9 protein-coding genes are annotated in these 15,503 nt (G+C 63.9%); 4 read left to right on the top strand and 5 right to left on the bottom strand.

All coding sequences use genetic code 11. From position 1 onward, the window contains the following. Positions 1-2: 2 nt before the first annotated feature. Both N5D53_RS04595 and N5D53_RS04590 read right to left on the bottom strand, forming a co-directional pair. Positions 3-1,610: a carboxyl transferase domain-containing protein gene (locus N5D53_RS04595; protein ID WP_104961281.1), complete on the bottom strand. Its 1,608-nt coding sequence runs from the start codon at positions 1,608-1,610 to the stop codon at positions 3-5. 18 nt (positions 1,611-1,628) lie between these two features. Next, on the bottom strand, positions 1,629-2,792 hold the full coding sequence (locus tag N5D53_RS04590) for an isovaleryl-CoA dehydrogenase (protein WP_003251317.1): 1,164 nt from the start codon (positions 2,790-2,792) through the stop codon (positions 1,629-1,631). Between the two features lie 320 nt (positions 2,793-3,112). Here N5D53_RS04590 and N5D53_RS04585 point away from each other — a divergent pair, with 320 nt between their 5' ends. After that, complete coding sequence (locus tag N5D53_RS04585) at positions 3,113-4,795, top strand: AMP-binding protein (protein ID WP_104961282.1); 1,683 nt, start codon at positions 3,113-3,115, stop codon at positions 4,793-4,795. 216 nt (positions 4,796-5,011) lie between these two features. On the opposite strand, the gene N5D53_RS04580 is transcribed toward N5D53_RS04585, so the two are convergent. Then, positions 5,012-5,173: a hypothetical protein gene (locus N5D53_RS04580; protein WP_003251307.1), complete on the bottom strand. Its 162-nt coding sequence runs from the start codon at positions 5,171-5,173 to the stop codon at positions 5,012-5,014. A 139-nt stretch (positions 5,174-5,312) separates the two neighbouring features. Here N5D53_RS04580 and N5D53_RS04575 point away from each other — a divergent pair, with 139 nt between their 5' ends. From N5D53_RS04575 to glgB, 3 genes are all read left to right on the top strand, one after another. Continuing rightward, the gene (locus N5D53_RS04575; protein WP_190869559.1) at positions 5,313-7,331 is read left to right on the top strand and encodes an alpha-1,4-glucan--maltose-1-phosphate maltosyltransferase; all 2,019 of its coding nucleotides are present in this window, start codon (positions 5,313-5,315) and stop codon (positions 7,329-7,331) included. Between the two features lie 154 nt (positions 7,332-7,485). Beyond that, positions 7,486-10,806 carry a maltose alpha-D-glucosyltransferase gene (gene treS, locus N5D53_RS04570; RefSeq protein WP_266023677.1) on the top strand — a complete coding sequence of 1,107 codons (3,321 nt, stop codon included), beginning with the start codon at positions 7,486-7,488 and terminating at the stop codon, positions 10,804-10,806. Beyond that, complete coding sequence (glgB, locus tag N5D53_RS04565; protein WP_190869558.1) at positions 10,803-13,013, top strand: 1,4-alpha-glucan branching protein GlgB; 2,211 nt, start codon at positions 10,803-10,805, stop codon at positions 13,011-13,013. The genes treS and glgB overlap by 4 nt, the downstream gene beginning before the upstream one ends. Positions 13,014-13,227: 214 nt before the next feature. Here glgB and N5D53_RS04560 read toward each other — a convergent pair whose 3' ends face one another. Next, a complete protein-coding gene (locus tag N5D53_RS04560) occupies positions 13,228-14,304 on the bottom strand; it encodes an autotransporter outer membrane beta-barrel domain-containing protein (RefSeq protein ID WP_104961286.1) in 1,077 nt (358 codons plus the stop codon). A 316-nt stretch (positions 14,305-14,620) separates the two neighbouring features. Continuing rightward, positions 14,621-15,415 (bottom strand): endonuclease/exonuclease/phosphatase family protein, encoded by a 795-nt coding sequence (locus N5D53_RS04555; RefSeq protein WP_104961287.1) that lies wholly within the window; start codon positions 15,413-15,415, stop codon positions 14,621-14,623. Positions 15,416-15,503 lie beyond the last annotated feature (88 nt).

Genomic DNA, 15,503 nt, shown 5'->3' with positions numbered 1-15,503 from the left:
GGTCACATCCGGAAAATGCCGAAGCGGCTCGGTTCGATCGGCGCGTTCAGCGCGGCAGACAACGCCAGGCCGAGGACGTCTCGGGTCTGTGCCGGGTCGATGACGCCGTCGTCCCACAGGCGGGCACTGGAATAATAGGGGTGGCCCTGACGTTCGTACTGGTCGAGGATCGGCTGCTTGAGCCTGGCTTCGTCTTCGGCACTGAATGGCTGGCCGCTGCGTTCGCTCTGCTCGCGCTTGACCTGGGCCAGCACCCCGGCGGCCTGTTCGGCGCCCATCACGCCAATCCGCGCGTTGGGCCACATCCACAGGAAGCGCGGGTCGTAGGCGCGGCCGCACATGCCGTAGTTGCCGGCGCCAAAGCTGCCGCCGATGATCACCGTGAACTTTGGCACCTGGGCGCAGGCCACGGCGGTGACCAGTTTGGCGCCGTGCTTGGCGATGCCGCCTTCTTCGTATTTCTTGCCGACCATGAAACCGGTGATGTTCTGCAGGAACAGCAGCGGGATGCCGCGCTGGCAGGCCAGTTCGATGAAGTGCGCGCCTTTTTGCGCGGCTTCGGCGAACAGTATGCCGTTGTTGGCCAGGATCGCCACCGGGTAGCCGTGCAGGTGGGCGAAGCCGCACACCAGGGTGGTGCCGAACAGTGCCTTGAATTCATCGAACACCGAGCCATCGACCAGGCGGGCGATCACCTCGCGCACGTCGAACGGTTGCTTGGCATCCGCGGGCACCACGCCGTATAGCTCGTCGGCGGCATACAGCGGTGCCACTGGGGCCAACCGCTGCAGCTTGCCGAGCTTGTGCCAGTTGAGGTTGGCCACACTGCGTCGTGCGATGGCCAGGGCGTGTTCGTCGTTGTCGGCATAATGGTCGGCGACGCCGCTGGTGCGGCAATGCACATCGGCGCCGCCGAGGTCTTCGGCGCTCACCACTTCGCCGGTGGCGGCTTTCACCAGCGGCGGGCCGGCGAGGAAGATGGTCGCCTGCTGGCGCACCATGATCGCTTCGTCGGCCATGGCCGGCACGTACGCGCCGCCAGCGGTGCACGAGCCCATCACCACGGCGATCTGCGGGATGCCTTGCGCGCTCATGTTGGCCTGGTTGAAGAAAATGCGCCCGAAATGCTCGCGGTCGGGGAACACTTCATCCTGGCGTGGCAAGTTGGCGCCGCCGGAGTCCACCAGATAGATGCACGGCAGGCGGTTCTGCAGGGCGATGGTTTGTGCACGCAGGTGCTTCTTCACCGTCAGCGGGTAGTACGAACCGCCTTTTACCGTGGCGTCGTTGGCCACGATCATGCATTCCACGCCTTCCACGCGGCCGATGCCGGCGATCACGCCCGCCGCTGGCACGTCTTCGCCGTACACCTCATGGGCGGCCAACTGGCCGATCTCGAGGAACGGCGAGCCTGGGTCCAGCAGGCGGTCGATACGCTCGCGCGGCAGCAGTTTGCCACGCGAGGTATGCCGTTCCTGGGCCTTGGGCCCGCCGCCCTGGGCAACCTGGGCGAGCAGGCCGCGCAGGGCCTGGACCTGTTCGAGCATGGCCGCGCTGTTGACGGCAAATTCTGCCGAACGCGGGTTGATCTGGGTGTGCAAGGTAGCCATGTGCGCCGTCCCTTATGTTCAGCGGGTTTCGTTGAACAGTTCGCGGCCGATCAGCATCCGGCGGATTTCACTGGTGCCGGCACCGATTTCGTACAGCTTGGCGTCGCGCAACAGGCGGCCAGCCGGGAATTCGTTGATATAGCCGTTGCCGCCAAGAATCTGGATCGCTTCCAGGGCCATTTGCGTGGCACGCTCGGCGGTGTACAGGATCACGCCGGCAGCGTCCTTGCGGGTGGTTTCGCCACGGTCGCATGCCTGAGCCACGGCATACAGGTAGGCGCGGCTGGCATTGAGCTGGGTGTACATGTCGGCAATCTTGCCCTGGATCAGCTGGAACTCGCCGATGCTCTGGCCGAATTGCTTGCGGTCGTGGATATACGGCACCACCAGGTCCATGCAGCTTTGCATGATGCCGGTCGGGCCGCCGGACAGCACCACACGTTCGTAGTCCAGGCCGCTCATCAGGACGCGCACGCCGCCGTTGAGCTGGCCCAGAATGTTCTCAGCCGGCACTTCCACGCCATCGAAGAACAGCTCGCAGGTGTTGGACCCGCGCATGCCCAGCTTGTCGAACTTGTTGCTGCGGCTGAAGCCTTTCCAGTCACGCTCGACGATGAACGCGGTGATGCCGTGCGCACCCTTGTCCAGGTCGGTCTTGGCGTAAATCACGTAGGTATTGGCGTCGGGACCGTTGGTGATCCAGGTTTTGCTGCCGTTGAGCACGTAGTGATCGCCGCGTTTTTCTGCGCGCAGCTTCATCGACACCACGTCGGAGCCGGCATTGGGCTCGCTCATGGCCAAGGCGCCGATGTGCTCGCCGCTGATCAGCTTGGGCAGGTACTTGAGCTTCTGCTCGTGGGTGCCGTTGCGGTTGATCTGGTTGACGCACAGGTTGGAATGGGCGCCGTAGGACAGCGCCACCGAGGCTGAGCCACGGCTGATCTCTTCCATTGACACCACATGGGCCAGGTAGCCCAGGCCAGCGCCGCCGTACTCTTCCGGTACGGTGATGCCCAGCAGGCCCATGTCACCGAACTTGCGCCACATGTCGGCGGGGAACAGGTTGTCGTGGTCGATCTGCGCGGCGCGCGGGGCCAGTTCGGCGGCGACGAAGGTGCGCACCTGGTCGCGGAGCATGTCGATGGTCTCGCCCAGGGCGAAGTTCAGGGAGGGGTAATGCATGCTGGGGCACCTTCTTGTTCTTGAATTTGGGTTACACCATAGCTTGGGATCCAGCCCCGCCCCCTGTGGGAGTGGGCATGCCCGCGAATACGTCAGCAGGGTCACCGTCATTACCTGATCGGTCGCATTCGCGGGCAAGCCCGCTCCCACAGGGGGTGGCGTGACGCCTCAAGTGGGTGTCGTTCATCACCTTTACGTTAACGTAAACCTGCATGAGGTCACTGTCAATCCACTCGTCACCTTTACGTAAACGTAAATCTGCGCCAGAGTATTCCCGCTTGCTTCAGCCGTGCCCAAAACAACCACAAGAAGGGACACCCATGAGTCAACCGAGCTATACCCGCGGTCGCCAGGACCGACCCTTGCTGACCCAGACCATCGGCCAGGCCTTCGATGCCACCGTGGCCCGCTGTTCCGACAGCGAGGCCCTGGTGTCCCGCCACCAGGGCCTGCGTTACAGCTGGCGGCAGTTGGCCGAACAGGTCGAAATATACGCCCGCGCCCTTATCGCACTGGGCGTGAACACCGGCGACCGTGTTGGCATCTGGTCGCCCAACTGCGCCCAGTGGTGCATCTTGCAGCTGGCCAGTGCCAAGGTCGGTGCCATTCTGGTCAACATCAACCCGGCCTACCGTGTGGGCGAACTGGAATACGTGTTGCGCCAGTCCGGCTGCCGCTGGCTGGTCTGCGCTGAAGCCTTCAAAACGTCTGATTACCACGCCATGGTGCAGGAGCTGGTGCCTGAACTGGCCAGTGCCGCGCCTGGTGAGCTGGCCAGTGAATGCCTGCCCGAGTTGCGTGGCGTCATCAGCCTGGCCGCCAACCCGCCTGCCGGCTTCCTGCCCTGGCACGCGTTGGCCGAGCGGGCAGGGCAGACGTCTGCCGAAGCCTGCACAGCCCGTCAGCAAAGCCTGCAATTCGACCAGCCGGTAAACATCCAGTACACCTCCGGCACCACCGGTGCGCCCAAAGGTGCCACGCTCAGTCACTACAACATCCTCAACAACGGTTTCATGGTGGGTGAAAGCCTTGGCCTGACGGCCCGCGACCGTATGGTGATCCCGGTGCCGCTGTACCATTGCTTCGGCATGGTCATGGCCAACCTCGGCTGCATCACCCACGGCAGCACCATGATCTACCCCAACGATGCTTTCGACGCCGAACTTACCTTGCGCGCCGTGGCCGAGGAGCGCGCCACCATCCTCTATGGCGTACCGACCATGTTCATCGCCATGCTCGACCACCCGTCCCGTGCCCACATGGACCTGTCGACCCTGCGCAGCGGCATCATGGCCGGCGCCACCTGCCCGATCGAAGTGATGCGCCGGGTCATCGACCAGATGCACATGGCAGAAGTGCAGATCGCCTACGGCATGACCGAAACCAGCCCCGTGTCGCTGCAGACCGGCCCGGACGACGATCTGGAGTTGCGCGTGACCACCGTCGGCCGCACCCAGCCGCAGCTGGAGAACAAGCTGGTGGACGCCGATGGCTGCATCGTCCCTCGCGGAGAGATTGGCGAACTGTGCACCCGCGGCTACAGCGTGATGCTTGGCTACTGGGACAACCCCCAGGCCACGGCGGATGCCATCGACCCGGCCGGCTGGATGCATTCGGGTGACCTGGCGGTGATGGACGAGCAGGGCTATGTGCGCATCGTCGGGCGCAACAAGGACATGATCATTCGCGGCGGCGAGAACATTTACCCGCGTGAGCTGGAAGAGTTTTTCTACACCCACCCGGCGGTGGCCGATGCGCAGGTGATCGGCATTCCGTGCAGCCGCTATGGCGAAGAGATCGTCGCCTGGATCAAGCTGCACCCGGGGCACAGCGCCACGGTCGAGGAGCTGCAGGGCTGGTGCAAGGCACGCATTGCCCACTTCAAGGTGCCGCGGTATATCCGCTTTGTCGACGATTTCCCGATGACGGTGACCGGGAAGGTGCAAAAGTTCCGGATGCGTGAGATCAGCGTGGCGGAGATTGCAGCTGCATCTGCGGGTTGATGTGCTGGCGCGGCCGGCCTTTTCGCGGGTAAACCCGCTCCTACCAGGGGCAGCGCCGCATTCAAGGCCGGCACGGTCCCTGGTAGGAGCGGGTTTACCCGCGAAGAGGCCGGCCCGATCAATGCAAGATCTTCACCTTGCCAAGCACCCGGTCATCCTCAACCTTTCAATGAAGCAGCGGAGATCAGCTGTTCACGCTGGTGCCGTGGTCTACCGTTAAGCCTTCACCGGTGGCTCCTGGCTCGGCGGGTCACCTACCGTCGGCGGCACGGTCGGCTTGATCGGCAGCTCGTCCGGGTCTTCTTCCGGTACGGGTGGCGGCAAGCTCGGGTCGTCGATGTTGGGATCGGGTGTCTCCGGTGGAATGGGAATGTTCATGGCCTGACCTCGCGTGGGTGGGTGAAGAGGTGCTGTAGGCTCTGACCGCTGGCAGCTGCCGTTCGCTCAATTATTTTGAACCCCCCGCCTGTGCCCGGCTCTGAACCCTTACCGCCACCAGCCTGAGGGAGCAAGGTCGATGTCACGAAACGAGCCCTTTGAAAGCGTGCCCATGGCGAACGATCACCCGGACCAGGCCATTAGCCTGGCCCAGGCGCTGTTGGCGCCACGCATCGTGATCGAAGACACCCAACCCGTGCTCGACGCCGGCAGCTTCGCCGCCAAGGCCGTCAGCGGCCAGCCTGTGGCCGTCAGCACCAAGGCCTACAGCGACGGCCACGACCGCCTGGCGGTGATGCTCAACTGGCGCCAGGCCCACAGCCGGCGCTGGCATTGCGTGCCGATGCAGTCGGCGGGCAACGACCTGTGGCAGGCCGAATTCACCCCCACCGAGCTGGGCCCGCACCGGTTCAGTATCGAGGCCTGGATCGACCCGTTTGCCACCTATTGCCACGATCTGGAGAAGAAGTACCACGCCGGCGTCGAGGTAAAACTGGAACTGGAAGAAGGCCGCTTGATGCTGGGCAAAGGCATCGAGCTGTGCAGCGGCGCCCTGCGCGAGGCGCTCGAGGCCGTGCAGAGCCGCCTGGCCACGCTCAGTACCGATGATCAGGTGGCCGTGTTTCTCGACCCGACCACCGCCCGCCTGATGGGCGAAGCCGAACACCGCAGCTACCTGACCCGCAGCCCTGATTTCCCCCTTGATGTCGACCGCCCGGCCGCCCTGTTCGCCAGCTGGTACGAGCTGTTCCCGCGCTCGATTACCGACGACCCGCAGCGCCACGGCACCTTCAACGACGTGCACGAACGGCTGCCGATGATCCGCGACATGGGCTTCGACGTCCTGTACTTCCCGCCCATCCACCCCATCGGCATGCAGCATCGCAAGGGCCGCAACAACGCCCTCAAGGCCGAGCCGGGCGACCCGGGTAGCCCGTATGCCATTGGCAGCCCGGAGGGCGGCCACGAGGCGATTCACCCGCAACTGGGCAGCCGCGATGACTTCCGTCGACTGGTGGCTGCGGCGGCGGAACACGGCCTGGAAATCGCCCTCGATTTCGCCATCCAGTGTTCCCAGGACCACCCCTGGCTCAAGGAGCACCCGGGCTGGTTCAGCTGGCGCCCGGACGGCACCATCCGCTACGCCGAAAACCCGCCGAAAAAGTATCAGGACATCGTCAACGTCGATTTCTACGCCCCAGAGGCCGTGCCCTCGCTGTGGCTGGCCCTGCGCGACGTGGTGGTCGGCTGGGTCGAGGAGGGCGTGAAGACTTTCCGCGTCGACAACCCGCACACCAAGCCGCTGCCGTTCTGGCAATGGCTGATCGGCAATGTGCGCAGCCAGCACCCCGACGTCATCTTCCTCGCCGAAGCCTTTACCAAGCCGGCAATGATGGCGCGCCTGGGCAAGGTCGGCTACGCACAGAGCTATACCTATTTCACCTGGCGCAACCACAAGCAGGAGCTGCGCGAATATTTCGAGCAGCTCAATCAGCCGCCGTGGAGCCAGTGCTACCGGCCCAACTTCTTCGTCAACACGCCGGACATCAACCCGTTTTTCCTGCACACCTCAGGCCGCGCAGGTTTCCTTATCCGTGCCGCGCTGGCCACCATGGGCTCAGGCTTGTGGGGCATGTATTCGGGCTTCGAGCTGTGTGAGGGCACGCCGTTGCCGGGCAAGGAGGAGTACCTGGATTCGGAGAAGTACGAAATCCGCCCACGCGACTTCACCCAGCCCGGCAACATCATCGCCGAGATCGCCCAGCTCAACCGCATCCGCCGGCAGAACCGCGCCTTGCAAACCCACCTGGGCGTGGCCTTCTTCAATTGCTGGAACGACAACATCCTGTACTTCGCCAAGCGTACGCCCGAGCGGGACAACTACATCCTGGTGGCCGTCAGCCTCGACCCACACAACGCCCAGGAGGCGCACTTCGAGTTGCCGCTGTGGGAGTTGGGGCTGGACGACAACGCCGAAACCCAGGGTGAAGACCTGATGAACGGCCACCGCTGGTCGTGGTACGGCAAGACCCAATGGATGCGCATAGAGCCCTGGCACCTGCCGTTCGGCATCTGGCGCATCGAGAAAGCCGGGTAAAACCGGTCTGTAGCCTTTTCCCCTGTGGGAGCGGGCATGCCCGCGAACACCGGCAGAGCCGGTGCCAAGCACCGCGGTGGCTGATTCGCGGGCCCGCCCGCTCCCACAGCGATGGTGCAAGAAGGGGCAAACATGCAATTGAAAGGAGTCGCACATGGCCAAGCGTTCCCGCCCGGCAGCCTTCATCGACGACCCGCTGTGGTACAAGGACGCCGTCATCTACCAGCTGCACATCAAGTCGTTCTTCGACTCGAACAATGACGGCATCGGCGACTTCGCCGGGCTGATCAGCAAGCTCGACTATATCGCCGAGCTGGGCGTCAACACCCTGTGGCTGCTGCCGTTCTATCCCTCGCCACGCCGTGACGACGGTTACGACATCGCCGAATACAAGGCCGTGCACCCCGACTACGGCAGCATGGCCGACGCCCGCCGTTTCATCGCCGAGGCCCACAAGCGCGGCCTGCGGGTGATCACCGAGCTGGTCATCAACCACACCAGCGACCAGCACCCGTGGTTCCAGCGCGCCCGCCACGCCAAGCGCGGCAGCAAGGCGCGCGAGTTCTACGTGTGGTCGGACGACGACCAGAAGTACGACGGCACGCGCATCATCTTCCTCGACACCGAGAAGTCCAACTGGACCTGGGACCCGGTCGCCGGCCAGTACTTCTGGCACCGGTTCTATTCCCACCAGCCGGACCTCAATTTCGACAACCCGCAGGTGCTCAAGGCGGTGATCGGCGTCATGCGCTTCTGGCTCGACCTGGGTGTAGATGGCCTGCGCCTGGACGCGATCCCTTACCTGATCGAGCGCGACGGCACCAACAACGAAAACCTCGCCGAAACCCACGACGTGCTCAAGGCGATCCGCGCCGAGATCGACGCCAACTACCCCGATCGCATGCTGCTGGCCGAAGCCAACCAGTGGCCGGAAGACACGCGCCCGTACTTCGGCGAAGGCGACGGCGACGAATGCCATATGGCCTTCCACTTTCCGTTGATGCCGCGCATGTACATGGCCTTGGCCATGGAAGACCGCTTCCCGATCACCGACATCCTGCGCCAGACCCCGGAAATCCCGGCCAACTGCCAGTGGGCGATCTTTTTGCGCAACCATGATGAACTGACCCTGGAAATGGTCACCGACCGCGAGCGCGACTACCTGTGGAACTATTACGCCGAAGACCGCCGCGCGCGCATCAACCTGGGCATTCGCCGGCGCCTGGCGCCCCTGCTGCAGCGTGACCGTCGGCGCATAGAGCTGCTGACCAGCCTGCTGTTGTCGATGCCCGGCACGCCAACCCTGTATTACGGCGACGAACTGGGTATGGGCGACAATATCTATCTGGGTGACCGCGATGGCGTTCGCACACCCATGCAGTGGTCGCCAGACCGCAACGGCGGTTTTTCCCGCGCTGACCCGCAGCGCCTGGTGCTGCCGCCGATCATGGACCCGCTCTACGGTTACCAGACCGTCAACGTCGAGGCGCAAAGCCACGACCCGCATTCGCTGCTGAACTGGACCCGGCGCATGCTGGCGGTGCGCAAGCAGCAGAAGGCCTTTGGTCGCGGCAGCCTGCGCACCCTCACGCCCAGCAACCGGCGCATCCTTGCCTATATCCGCGAGTACACTGACGCCGACGGCAATACCGAGGTCATCCTCTGCGTGGCCAACGTGTCCCGCGCCGCCCAGGCTGCCGAACTCGAATTGTCACAATACGCCGACAAAGTACCGGTGGAGATGCTGGGCGGCAGCGCGTTCCCGCCAATCGGCCAACTGCCGTTTCTGCTGACCTTGCCACCTTATGCGTTCTACTGGTTCCTGCTGGCCAGCCGCGATCGCATGCCCAGCTGGCACATCCAGCCCACCGAGGGGTTACCCGAATTGACCACATTGGTACTGCGCAAGCGCATGGAAGAACTGCTGCAAGCCCCCGCAAGCGATACGCTGCAAAGCACCATCCTGCCGCAGTACCTGCCCAAGCGCCGCTGGTTCGCCGGCAAGGAAGGGCCGATCGATGCCGTGCGCCTGTGCTACGGCGTGCGTTTCGGCACCGCCACCACGCCGGTGTTGCTCAGCGAAATCGAGGTACTCAGCGACGGCACGGCCACCCGCTACCAGCTGCCGTTCGGCCTGCTGCGTGAGGAACAGATCCATACCGCGCTGCCGCAGCAGCTGGCGTTGTCGCGGGTGCGCCGTGCCCACCAGGTTGGCTTGATCACAGACGCCTTCGTCCTCGAACCGTTCATTCACGCCGTGATGCAAGCCTGCCAGGATGGCCTGCGTCTGCCGTGTGGCGACGCTGAGGGTGAATTGCGCTTCGAATGCACAGAGCAGCTGGCCGGCCTGGCGCTCGACGAGGAGAGCGAAGTGCGCTACCTCAGCGCCGAGCAGTCCAACAGTTCGGTGGTCATCGGCGACCGCGTGGTGCTCAAGCTGATCCGCCGGGTCAACCCGGGTATCCATCCAGAGCTGGAAATGAGTGCCTACCTGACCGCCGCCGGCTTTGCCAATATCTCGCCGCTGCTGGCCTGGGTCAGCCGGGTGGACGAGCAACACGCGCCGCACCTGCTGATGATTGCCCAGGGTTACCTGAGTAACCAGGGCGATGCCTGGGGCTGGACCCAGAACACCCTGGAACGGGCCATCCGCGACCAGATGGAGCCCGTTCGCAACGACGGCGAAGCGCACACTGACGCATTGGCCGAACTCAGCGGCTTTGCGGCCTTGCTTGGCCAGCGCCTGGGCGAGATGCACCTGCTGCTGGCCGCGCCCACCGAAGACCCGGCCTTCCAGCCGCGCCCCAGCGATGCGCAGGACAGCGAGCGCTGGCGTGCACAGATCAGCACCGAACTGATCCACGCCCTCGACCTGCTGGCCCAGCATCGCGACACGCTGGACGGCGACAGCCAGGCCTTGGTCGACGATCTGCAGCAACAGCGTGACGGCCTGGCCCAGCACATCGGCAACCTCGCCGAGCAGGCTCAGGGTGGCCTGCTGATGCGTGTGCACGGCGACCTGCACCTGGGCCAGGTGCTGGTGGTGCAGGGGGATGCGTACCTCATCGATTTTGAAGGCGAACCCGCCCGGCCCCTTGAAGAGCGCCGGGCAAAACACAGCCCCTACAAGGATGTCAGCGGCGTGCTGCGATCCTTCGACTATGCTGCTGCGATGATCTTGCGCAGCGCGTCTGCGGTGGACCTTTCCGAGCCGGCGCGGCAAGCCCGGCAGCGGGTTGCCCGGCAGTACTTGCACCAGTCCCGGCATGCCTTTGTCGAAGCCTATGGCCTGGCCACTGCCGCCATGCCCCACGCCTGGCAGCACGCCGAGGGCGAGCGCGCGGCACTGGAGCTGTTCTGCCTGGAAAAAGCCGCCTACGAGATTACATACGAAGCCGAAAACCGTCCGAGCTGGCTGGCCGTGCCTTTGCATGGTCTGCATGGACTGATCAGTACCTGGGGAGAGTCAGAATGAACGTTACAACGCGTGAAAACGGTGGCCTTCGGCAACGGGACCTCGACGCCCTGGCCCGCGCCGAACACGCCGATCCTTTTGCGGTACTCGGCCTCCACGGCGACGGCGCAGGCGGGCAGGTGGTCCGCGTCTTTCTGCCCAATGCCCTGAAAGTGCACATTCAGGCCCGGGAGGACGGGCGAGTCCTCGCCGAAATGGAGCAGGGCAGCCTGCCCGGTTTGTTCAGCGCGCACCTCGATAAGGCACAGCCCTATCAGCTTCACATCGTCTGGGCCGGCGGCGAGCAGGTTACCGAAGACCCCTACAGCTTCGGCCCGCAATTGGGAGACATGGACCTTCACTTGTTCGCGGAAGGCAATCACCGCGATTTGTCCGGGCGCTTCGGTGCCCAGCCGACTCAGGTCGATGGCATCGACGGCGTGTGTTTCTCGGTCTGGGCGCCGAATGCCCGGCGGGTGTCGGTGGTGGGTGATTTCAACAACTGGGATGGTCGCCGTCACCCCATGCGCCTGCGCCACGGTGCCGGGGTTTGGGAGCTGTTCATTCCGCGTCTGGGCGTGGGCGAAACCTACAAGTTCGAAGTACTCGGCAAGGACGGCATACTGCCGCTGAAGGCCGACCCGCTAGCCCGTGCCACCGAGCTGCCGCCGAGCACGGCATCCAAGGTAGCCGGTGAACTCAGTCACGCCTGGCAGGACCATGACTGGATGGCACAACGTGCCCAGCGCCATGCCTACAACGCGCCGTTGTCGATCTACGAGCTGCACCCAGGGTCATGGCGCTGCGAGCTGGACGAAACGGGGGAAATCGGGCGTTTCTACAATTGGCGGGAACTGGCCGAGCGGCTGGTGCCCTATGTGCAGGAACTGGGCTTTACCCACATCGAACTGCTGCCGATCATGGAGCATCCGTTCGGCGGCTCCTGGGGCTATCAACCACTGTCGATGTTCGCGCCCACCTCGCGCTACGGCAGTGCCGAAGATTTCGCCGCGTTCATCGACGCCTGCCACCAAGGGGGCATCGGTGTGCTGCTGGACTGGGTGCCGGCGCATTTCCCCACTGACGAACATGGCCTGGCGCGCTTCGACGGCACGGCCCTGTACGAATACGACAACCCACTGGAAGGCTACCACCAGGACTGGAACACGCTGATCTACAACCTCGGCCGCAACGAGGTACGCGGCTTCATGATGGCCTCGGCGCTGCACTGGTTGAAGCATTTCCACATCGACGGCCTGCGCGTCGATGCGGTGGCCTCGATGCTGTACCGCGACTACTCGCGCAAGGCCGGCGAATGGGTACCCAACCGCCACGGCGGGCGCGAGAACCTGGAAGCCATCGACTTCATCCGCCACCTCAACGGCGTGGCTGCCCACGAGGCCCCGGGTGCGCTGATCATCGCCGAGGAGTCCACCGCCTGGCCCGGGGTCAGCCAACCTACCCAACAGGGCGGCCTGGGTTTTGCCTACAAGTGGAACATGGGCTGGATGCACGACACCCTGCACTACATCCAGAACGACCCGGTGCACCGCACCTACCACCACAACGAGATGAGCTTCGGGCTGATCTATGCCTATTCCGAGCACTTCATCCTGCCCATCTCCCATGATGAAGTGGTACACGGCAAGCACTCGCTGATCGACAAGATGCCCGGCGACCGCTGGCAGAAATTCGCCAACCTGCGTGCCTACCTCACCTTCATGTGGGCACACCCGGGCAAGAAGCTGCTGTTCATGGGCTGCGAGTTCGGCCAGTGGCGTGAGTGGAACCACGACAGCGAACTGGACTGGTACCTGCTGCAGTATCCCGAGCACCAGGGCGTGCAGCGCCTGGTGGGCGACCTCAATCGCCTGTACCGCGAAGAGCCGGCGTTGCACGAGCAGGATTGCCAGCCGCAGGGCTTCCAGTGGTTGATCGGTGACGACGCGCAGAACAGCGTGTACGCCTGGCTGCGCTGGAGCAGCAGCGGCGAGCCGGTGCTGGTGGTGGCCAACTTCACCCCGGTACCCCGAGAGGGCTACCGCATTGGAGTGCCGTTCGGCGAGCGTTGGCAGGAGCTGCTGAACAGTGATGCCGAGCTGTATGCCGGGTCGAATGTCGGCAATCTCGGGGCGGTGGCCAGTGACGAAGTGGCCAGCCACGGGCAGCCACTATCGCTGGCCCTGAACCTGCCGCCGCTGGGGGTGTTGATCATGAAGCCCGCCTGATCGGTTGACCGCACTGGCCTTTTCGCCTGTAGGAGCGGGTTTACCCGCGAATCCGGTAGCGGCGGCAACCGTGAATGGCCTTTGGGAATTGGCCGGCAGGCCCGGCCCTTTCGCGGGTGAACCCGCTCCTACAACGGCCTGTGCCGAGCCACCGATGCGTGTGGCCCCGATCAGTGTGTAGGAGCGGGTTTACCCGCGAATAGGCCGGCCCTGCCTACCACCGCATCCGCACCCCAAGGCTGCCAATCAACCCGTTCAGGTCATTGTCGTCCACATCACTGCTGTAATCGGCGCTGACGAACAACGCCACCGAAGGCGTCACCCGCGCCACCAGCCCCAAGCCTAACTCCACCGTGGTGGAGTAGCGCGAACTGGAGATCTTGTCGACCTCGTCCAGTTTCAGTTCATCGGCATTGCTGAAGTCATACCACACGTTGGTCCGCACATAGGGTTCGATGGGCATGCCGCGCACTTCGTAGCGCCCGGACAACTTGGCACCGACCCGGCCGCTCCAGCTCGGCTGGCTGTCGAAGGCTTGCAAGGTCTCTTCCTGCACCTGGTTGCCAGGGAAGAACTGCTGGTTGATCAACTGTGCCTGGGGCTCGATGACCCAGTTGCCCCCCAGGCGGATCGGGTAACCGCCCTCTACCGAGAAGGTCATTGCGTGGCCACTGTCGTCCAGGCGCTGGCCGTTTTCGCCACGGCCCATCACGTCGATCCGCGAGCCCATGGCCACGGCATCCAGGTGCCAACCCTGTTCATGGGTCATGCTCCAGTACACCCCCAGGCTTTCCCCGCTCAAGTTCACCGCTTTGCGCTGCTTGTCGCCCAGCAGAGGGCGCGCGCCTCTGAAGCTGCTTTGCAGGTTGTTGTGCCCCACGAAAATCCCTGCGCGGTGCACATCGCCCGCTGCAGTTTCACGCACGAACAGGTCCGGGCCGATCATCAGTTGCTGGCTGGGCGCCTCCAGCTGTGCTGGGGGCAGTGCGCGGCCGCGCGCACTGGTGGGGAAGAACTGCGCCCACTGACTGGCAATCAGGTCGGGTGCCGGCTGCTGGTGGCGTTCGCTCATCTGCTGCGAAAACGCATTGAGGGTGCCGAGACTCAACCCACTGGCACTGAGCGGGTCGAGCGACAGTTGCGCCGCCACGGGTTGCTGCAGATAGCCGGGGGAGGTGGGGTCACCCTGCAGTTCGTACGCGATCGTTTCCACCGGGGTTGCCAGAAGCAGCGACGTGGAAACCGCGTAGAAAATGCTGTCGAAGCGCAAGGGGTTCGAGGTGCTTTTCATGGCGGATCTCCTTTGTTTTTGTGGTGCAGCCCGAGAACCTGGCCTGTTGTCACGAGCTGTACGGCAAAAACAGTGGGCGACCCAAACCAGCACGCCAGTTATCGCAAACGCGCACGAAGGCGCGAGCTAGAGGCCCGGCGCAAGTTTTTTACAGCTTGGTACTGTTCAGCTAAGGAGAGGTCGCGGCTTGCGTCAAGAAAGCGTGAAGGAAGTGTTCAGGGTGCGTCGTAACGCTCAACCTGTTGTTTTATCGATAAAAACAGCAGGGTATAGCGGGGATCGCTATTTGCCGTGCCGTGGCTATGAAGAATGATTGCTAAAGTCGCACTTCAACGGCCAGCGGCAGGTGATCTGACAGGTGCGACCAAGGTTTGTGCCCCAGAATCCGCGGCCCATGGCTTTCGGCGTTACGCAGGTAAATGCGGTCCAGGCGCAGCAGCGGGAGGCGGGCCGGGTAGGTGCGGGCGAGGTGGCCGTGGTGGCGCTCGAAGGCTTCGTGCAGGTCGCGTTGCAGGCCAAGGGTGCGGTTGCCATGGCTTTTCCAGTCGTTGAAGTCGCCGGCGATGATCACCGGGGCGTTGGCCGGCAGGGCGTCCAGCAGTTTACGCAGCAACTGCAGCTGCTTTTGCCGGTGGCTTTCCAGCAACGACAGGTGCACGCAGACCGCATGCACCTGGCCTTGCCCCGGCACCTCCAGCACACAGTGCAACAGGCCGCGGCGTTCGGGGCCGGTGATCGACACGTCCAGGTTGCGGTGCTCGATGATCGGGTATTTGGACAGCAACGCATTGCCGTGGTGGCCGTCAGGGTAGACCGCGTTGCGGCCATAGGCAAAGTCGCTCCACATGCTGTCGGCGAGGAATTCGTACTGCGAGGTCTGTGGCCAGCCGGGGTGGCGCGCGGCGTGGCGGTCGTGGCTGCCGAGCACTTCCTGAAGGAAGACAATGTCGGCCTGTGTGCTGCGCACGGCCTCGCGCAGCTCCGGCAAGATAAAGCGCCGGTTGAAGGCGGTGAAGCCCTTGTGGGTATTCACCGTCAGTACCCGCAGGCGTTTCACGGCCGGGGCCTGGCTGACGCTGGCGAAACCATTACTGCCGGCTTCGAGGCTCACGATTCCTCCTGAAGTTAACCCTGCCTCACTGTCGCCGCCAAACCCTGTGGGGGCTGGTACACCGTTCCCACCGGGTTTGGCGTGGCGA

It is taken from the genome of Pseudomonas sp. GD03862 (genome assembly GCF_029840855.1).
Lineage (GTDB): Bacteria > Pseudomonadota > Gammaproteobacteria > Pseudomonadales > Pseudomonadaceae > Aquipseudomonas > Aquipseudomonas alloputida.
Note: the sequence above shows the minus strand (reverse complement) of the source record. Positions and strands in the feature narration are given on the sequence as shown.

Coding starts and splice junctions, on each gene's coding strand:
- N5D53_RS04585 (WP_104961282.1), top strand. CDS start 3,113: ATGAGTCAACCGAGCTATACCCGCGGTCGCCAGGACCGACCCTTGCTG.
- N5D53_RS04575 (WP_190869559.1), top strand. CDS start 5,313: ATGTCACGAAACGAGCCCTTTGAAAGCGTGCCCATGGCGAACGATCAC.
- N5D53_RS04595 (WP_104961281.1), bottom strand. CDS start 1,610: ATGGCTACCTTGCACACCCAGATCAACCCGCGTTCGGCAGAATTTGCC.
- glgB (WP_190869558.1), top strand. CDS start 10,803: ATGAACGTTACAACGCGTGAAAACGGTGGCCTTCGGCAACGGGACCTC.
- N5D53_RS04560 (WP_104961286.1), bottom strand. CDS start 14,304: ATGAAAAGCACCTCGAACCCCTTGCGCTTCGACAGCATTTTCTACGCG.
- N5D53_RS04590 (WP_003251317.1), bottom strand. CDS start 2,792: ATGCATTACCCCTCCCTGAACTTCGCCCTGGGCGAGACCATCGACATG.
- N5D53_RS04580 (WP_003251307.1), bottom strand. CDS start 5,173: ATGAACATTCCCATTCCACCGGAGACACCCGATCCCAACATCGACGAC.
- treS (WP_266023677.1), top strand. CDS start 7,486: ATGGCCAAGCGTTCCCGCCCGGCAGCCTTCATCGACGACCCGCTGTGG.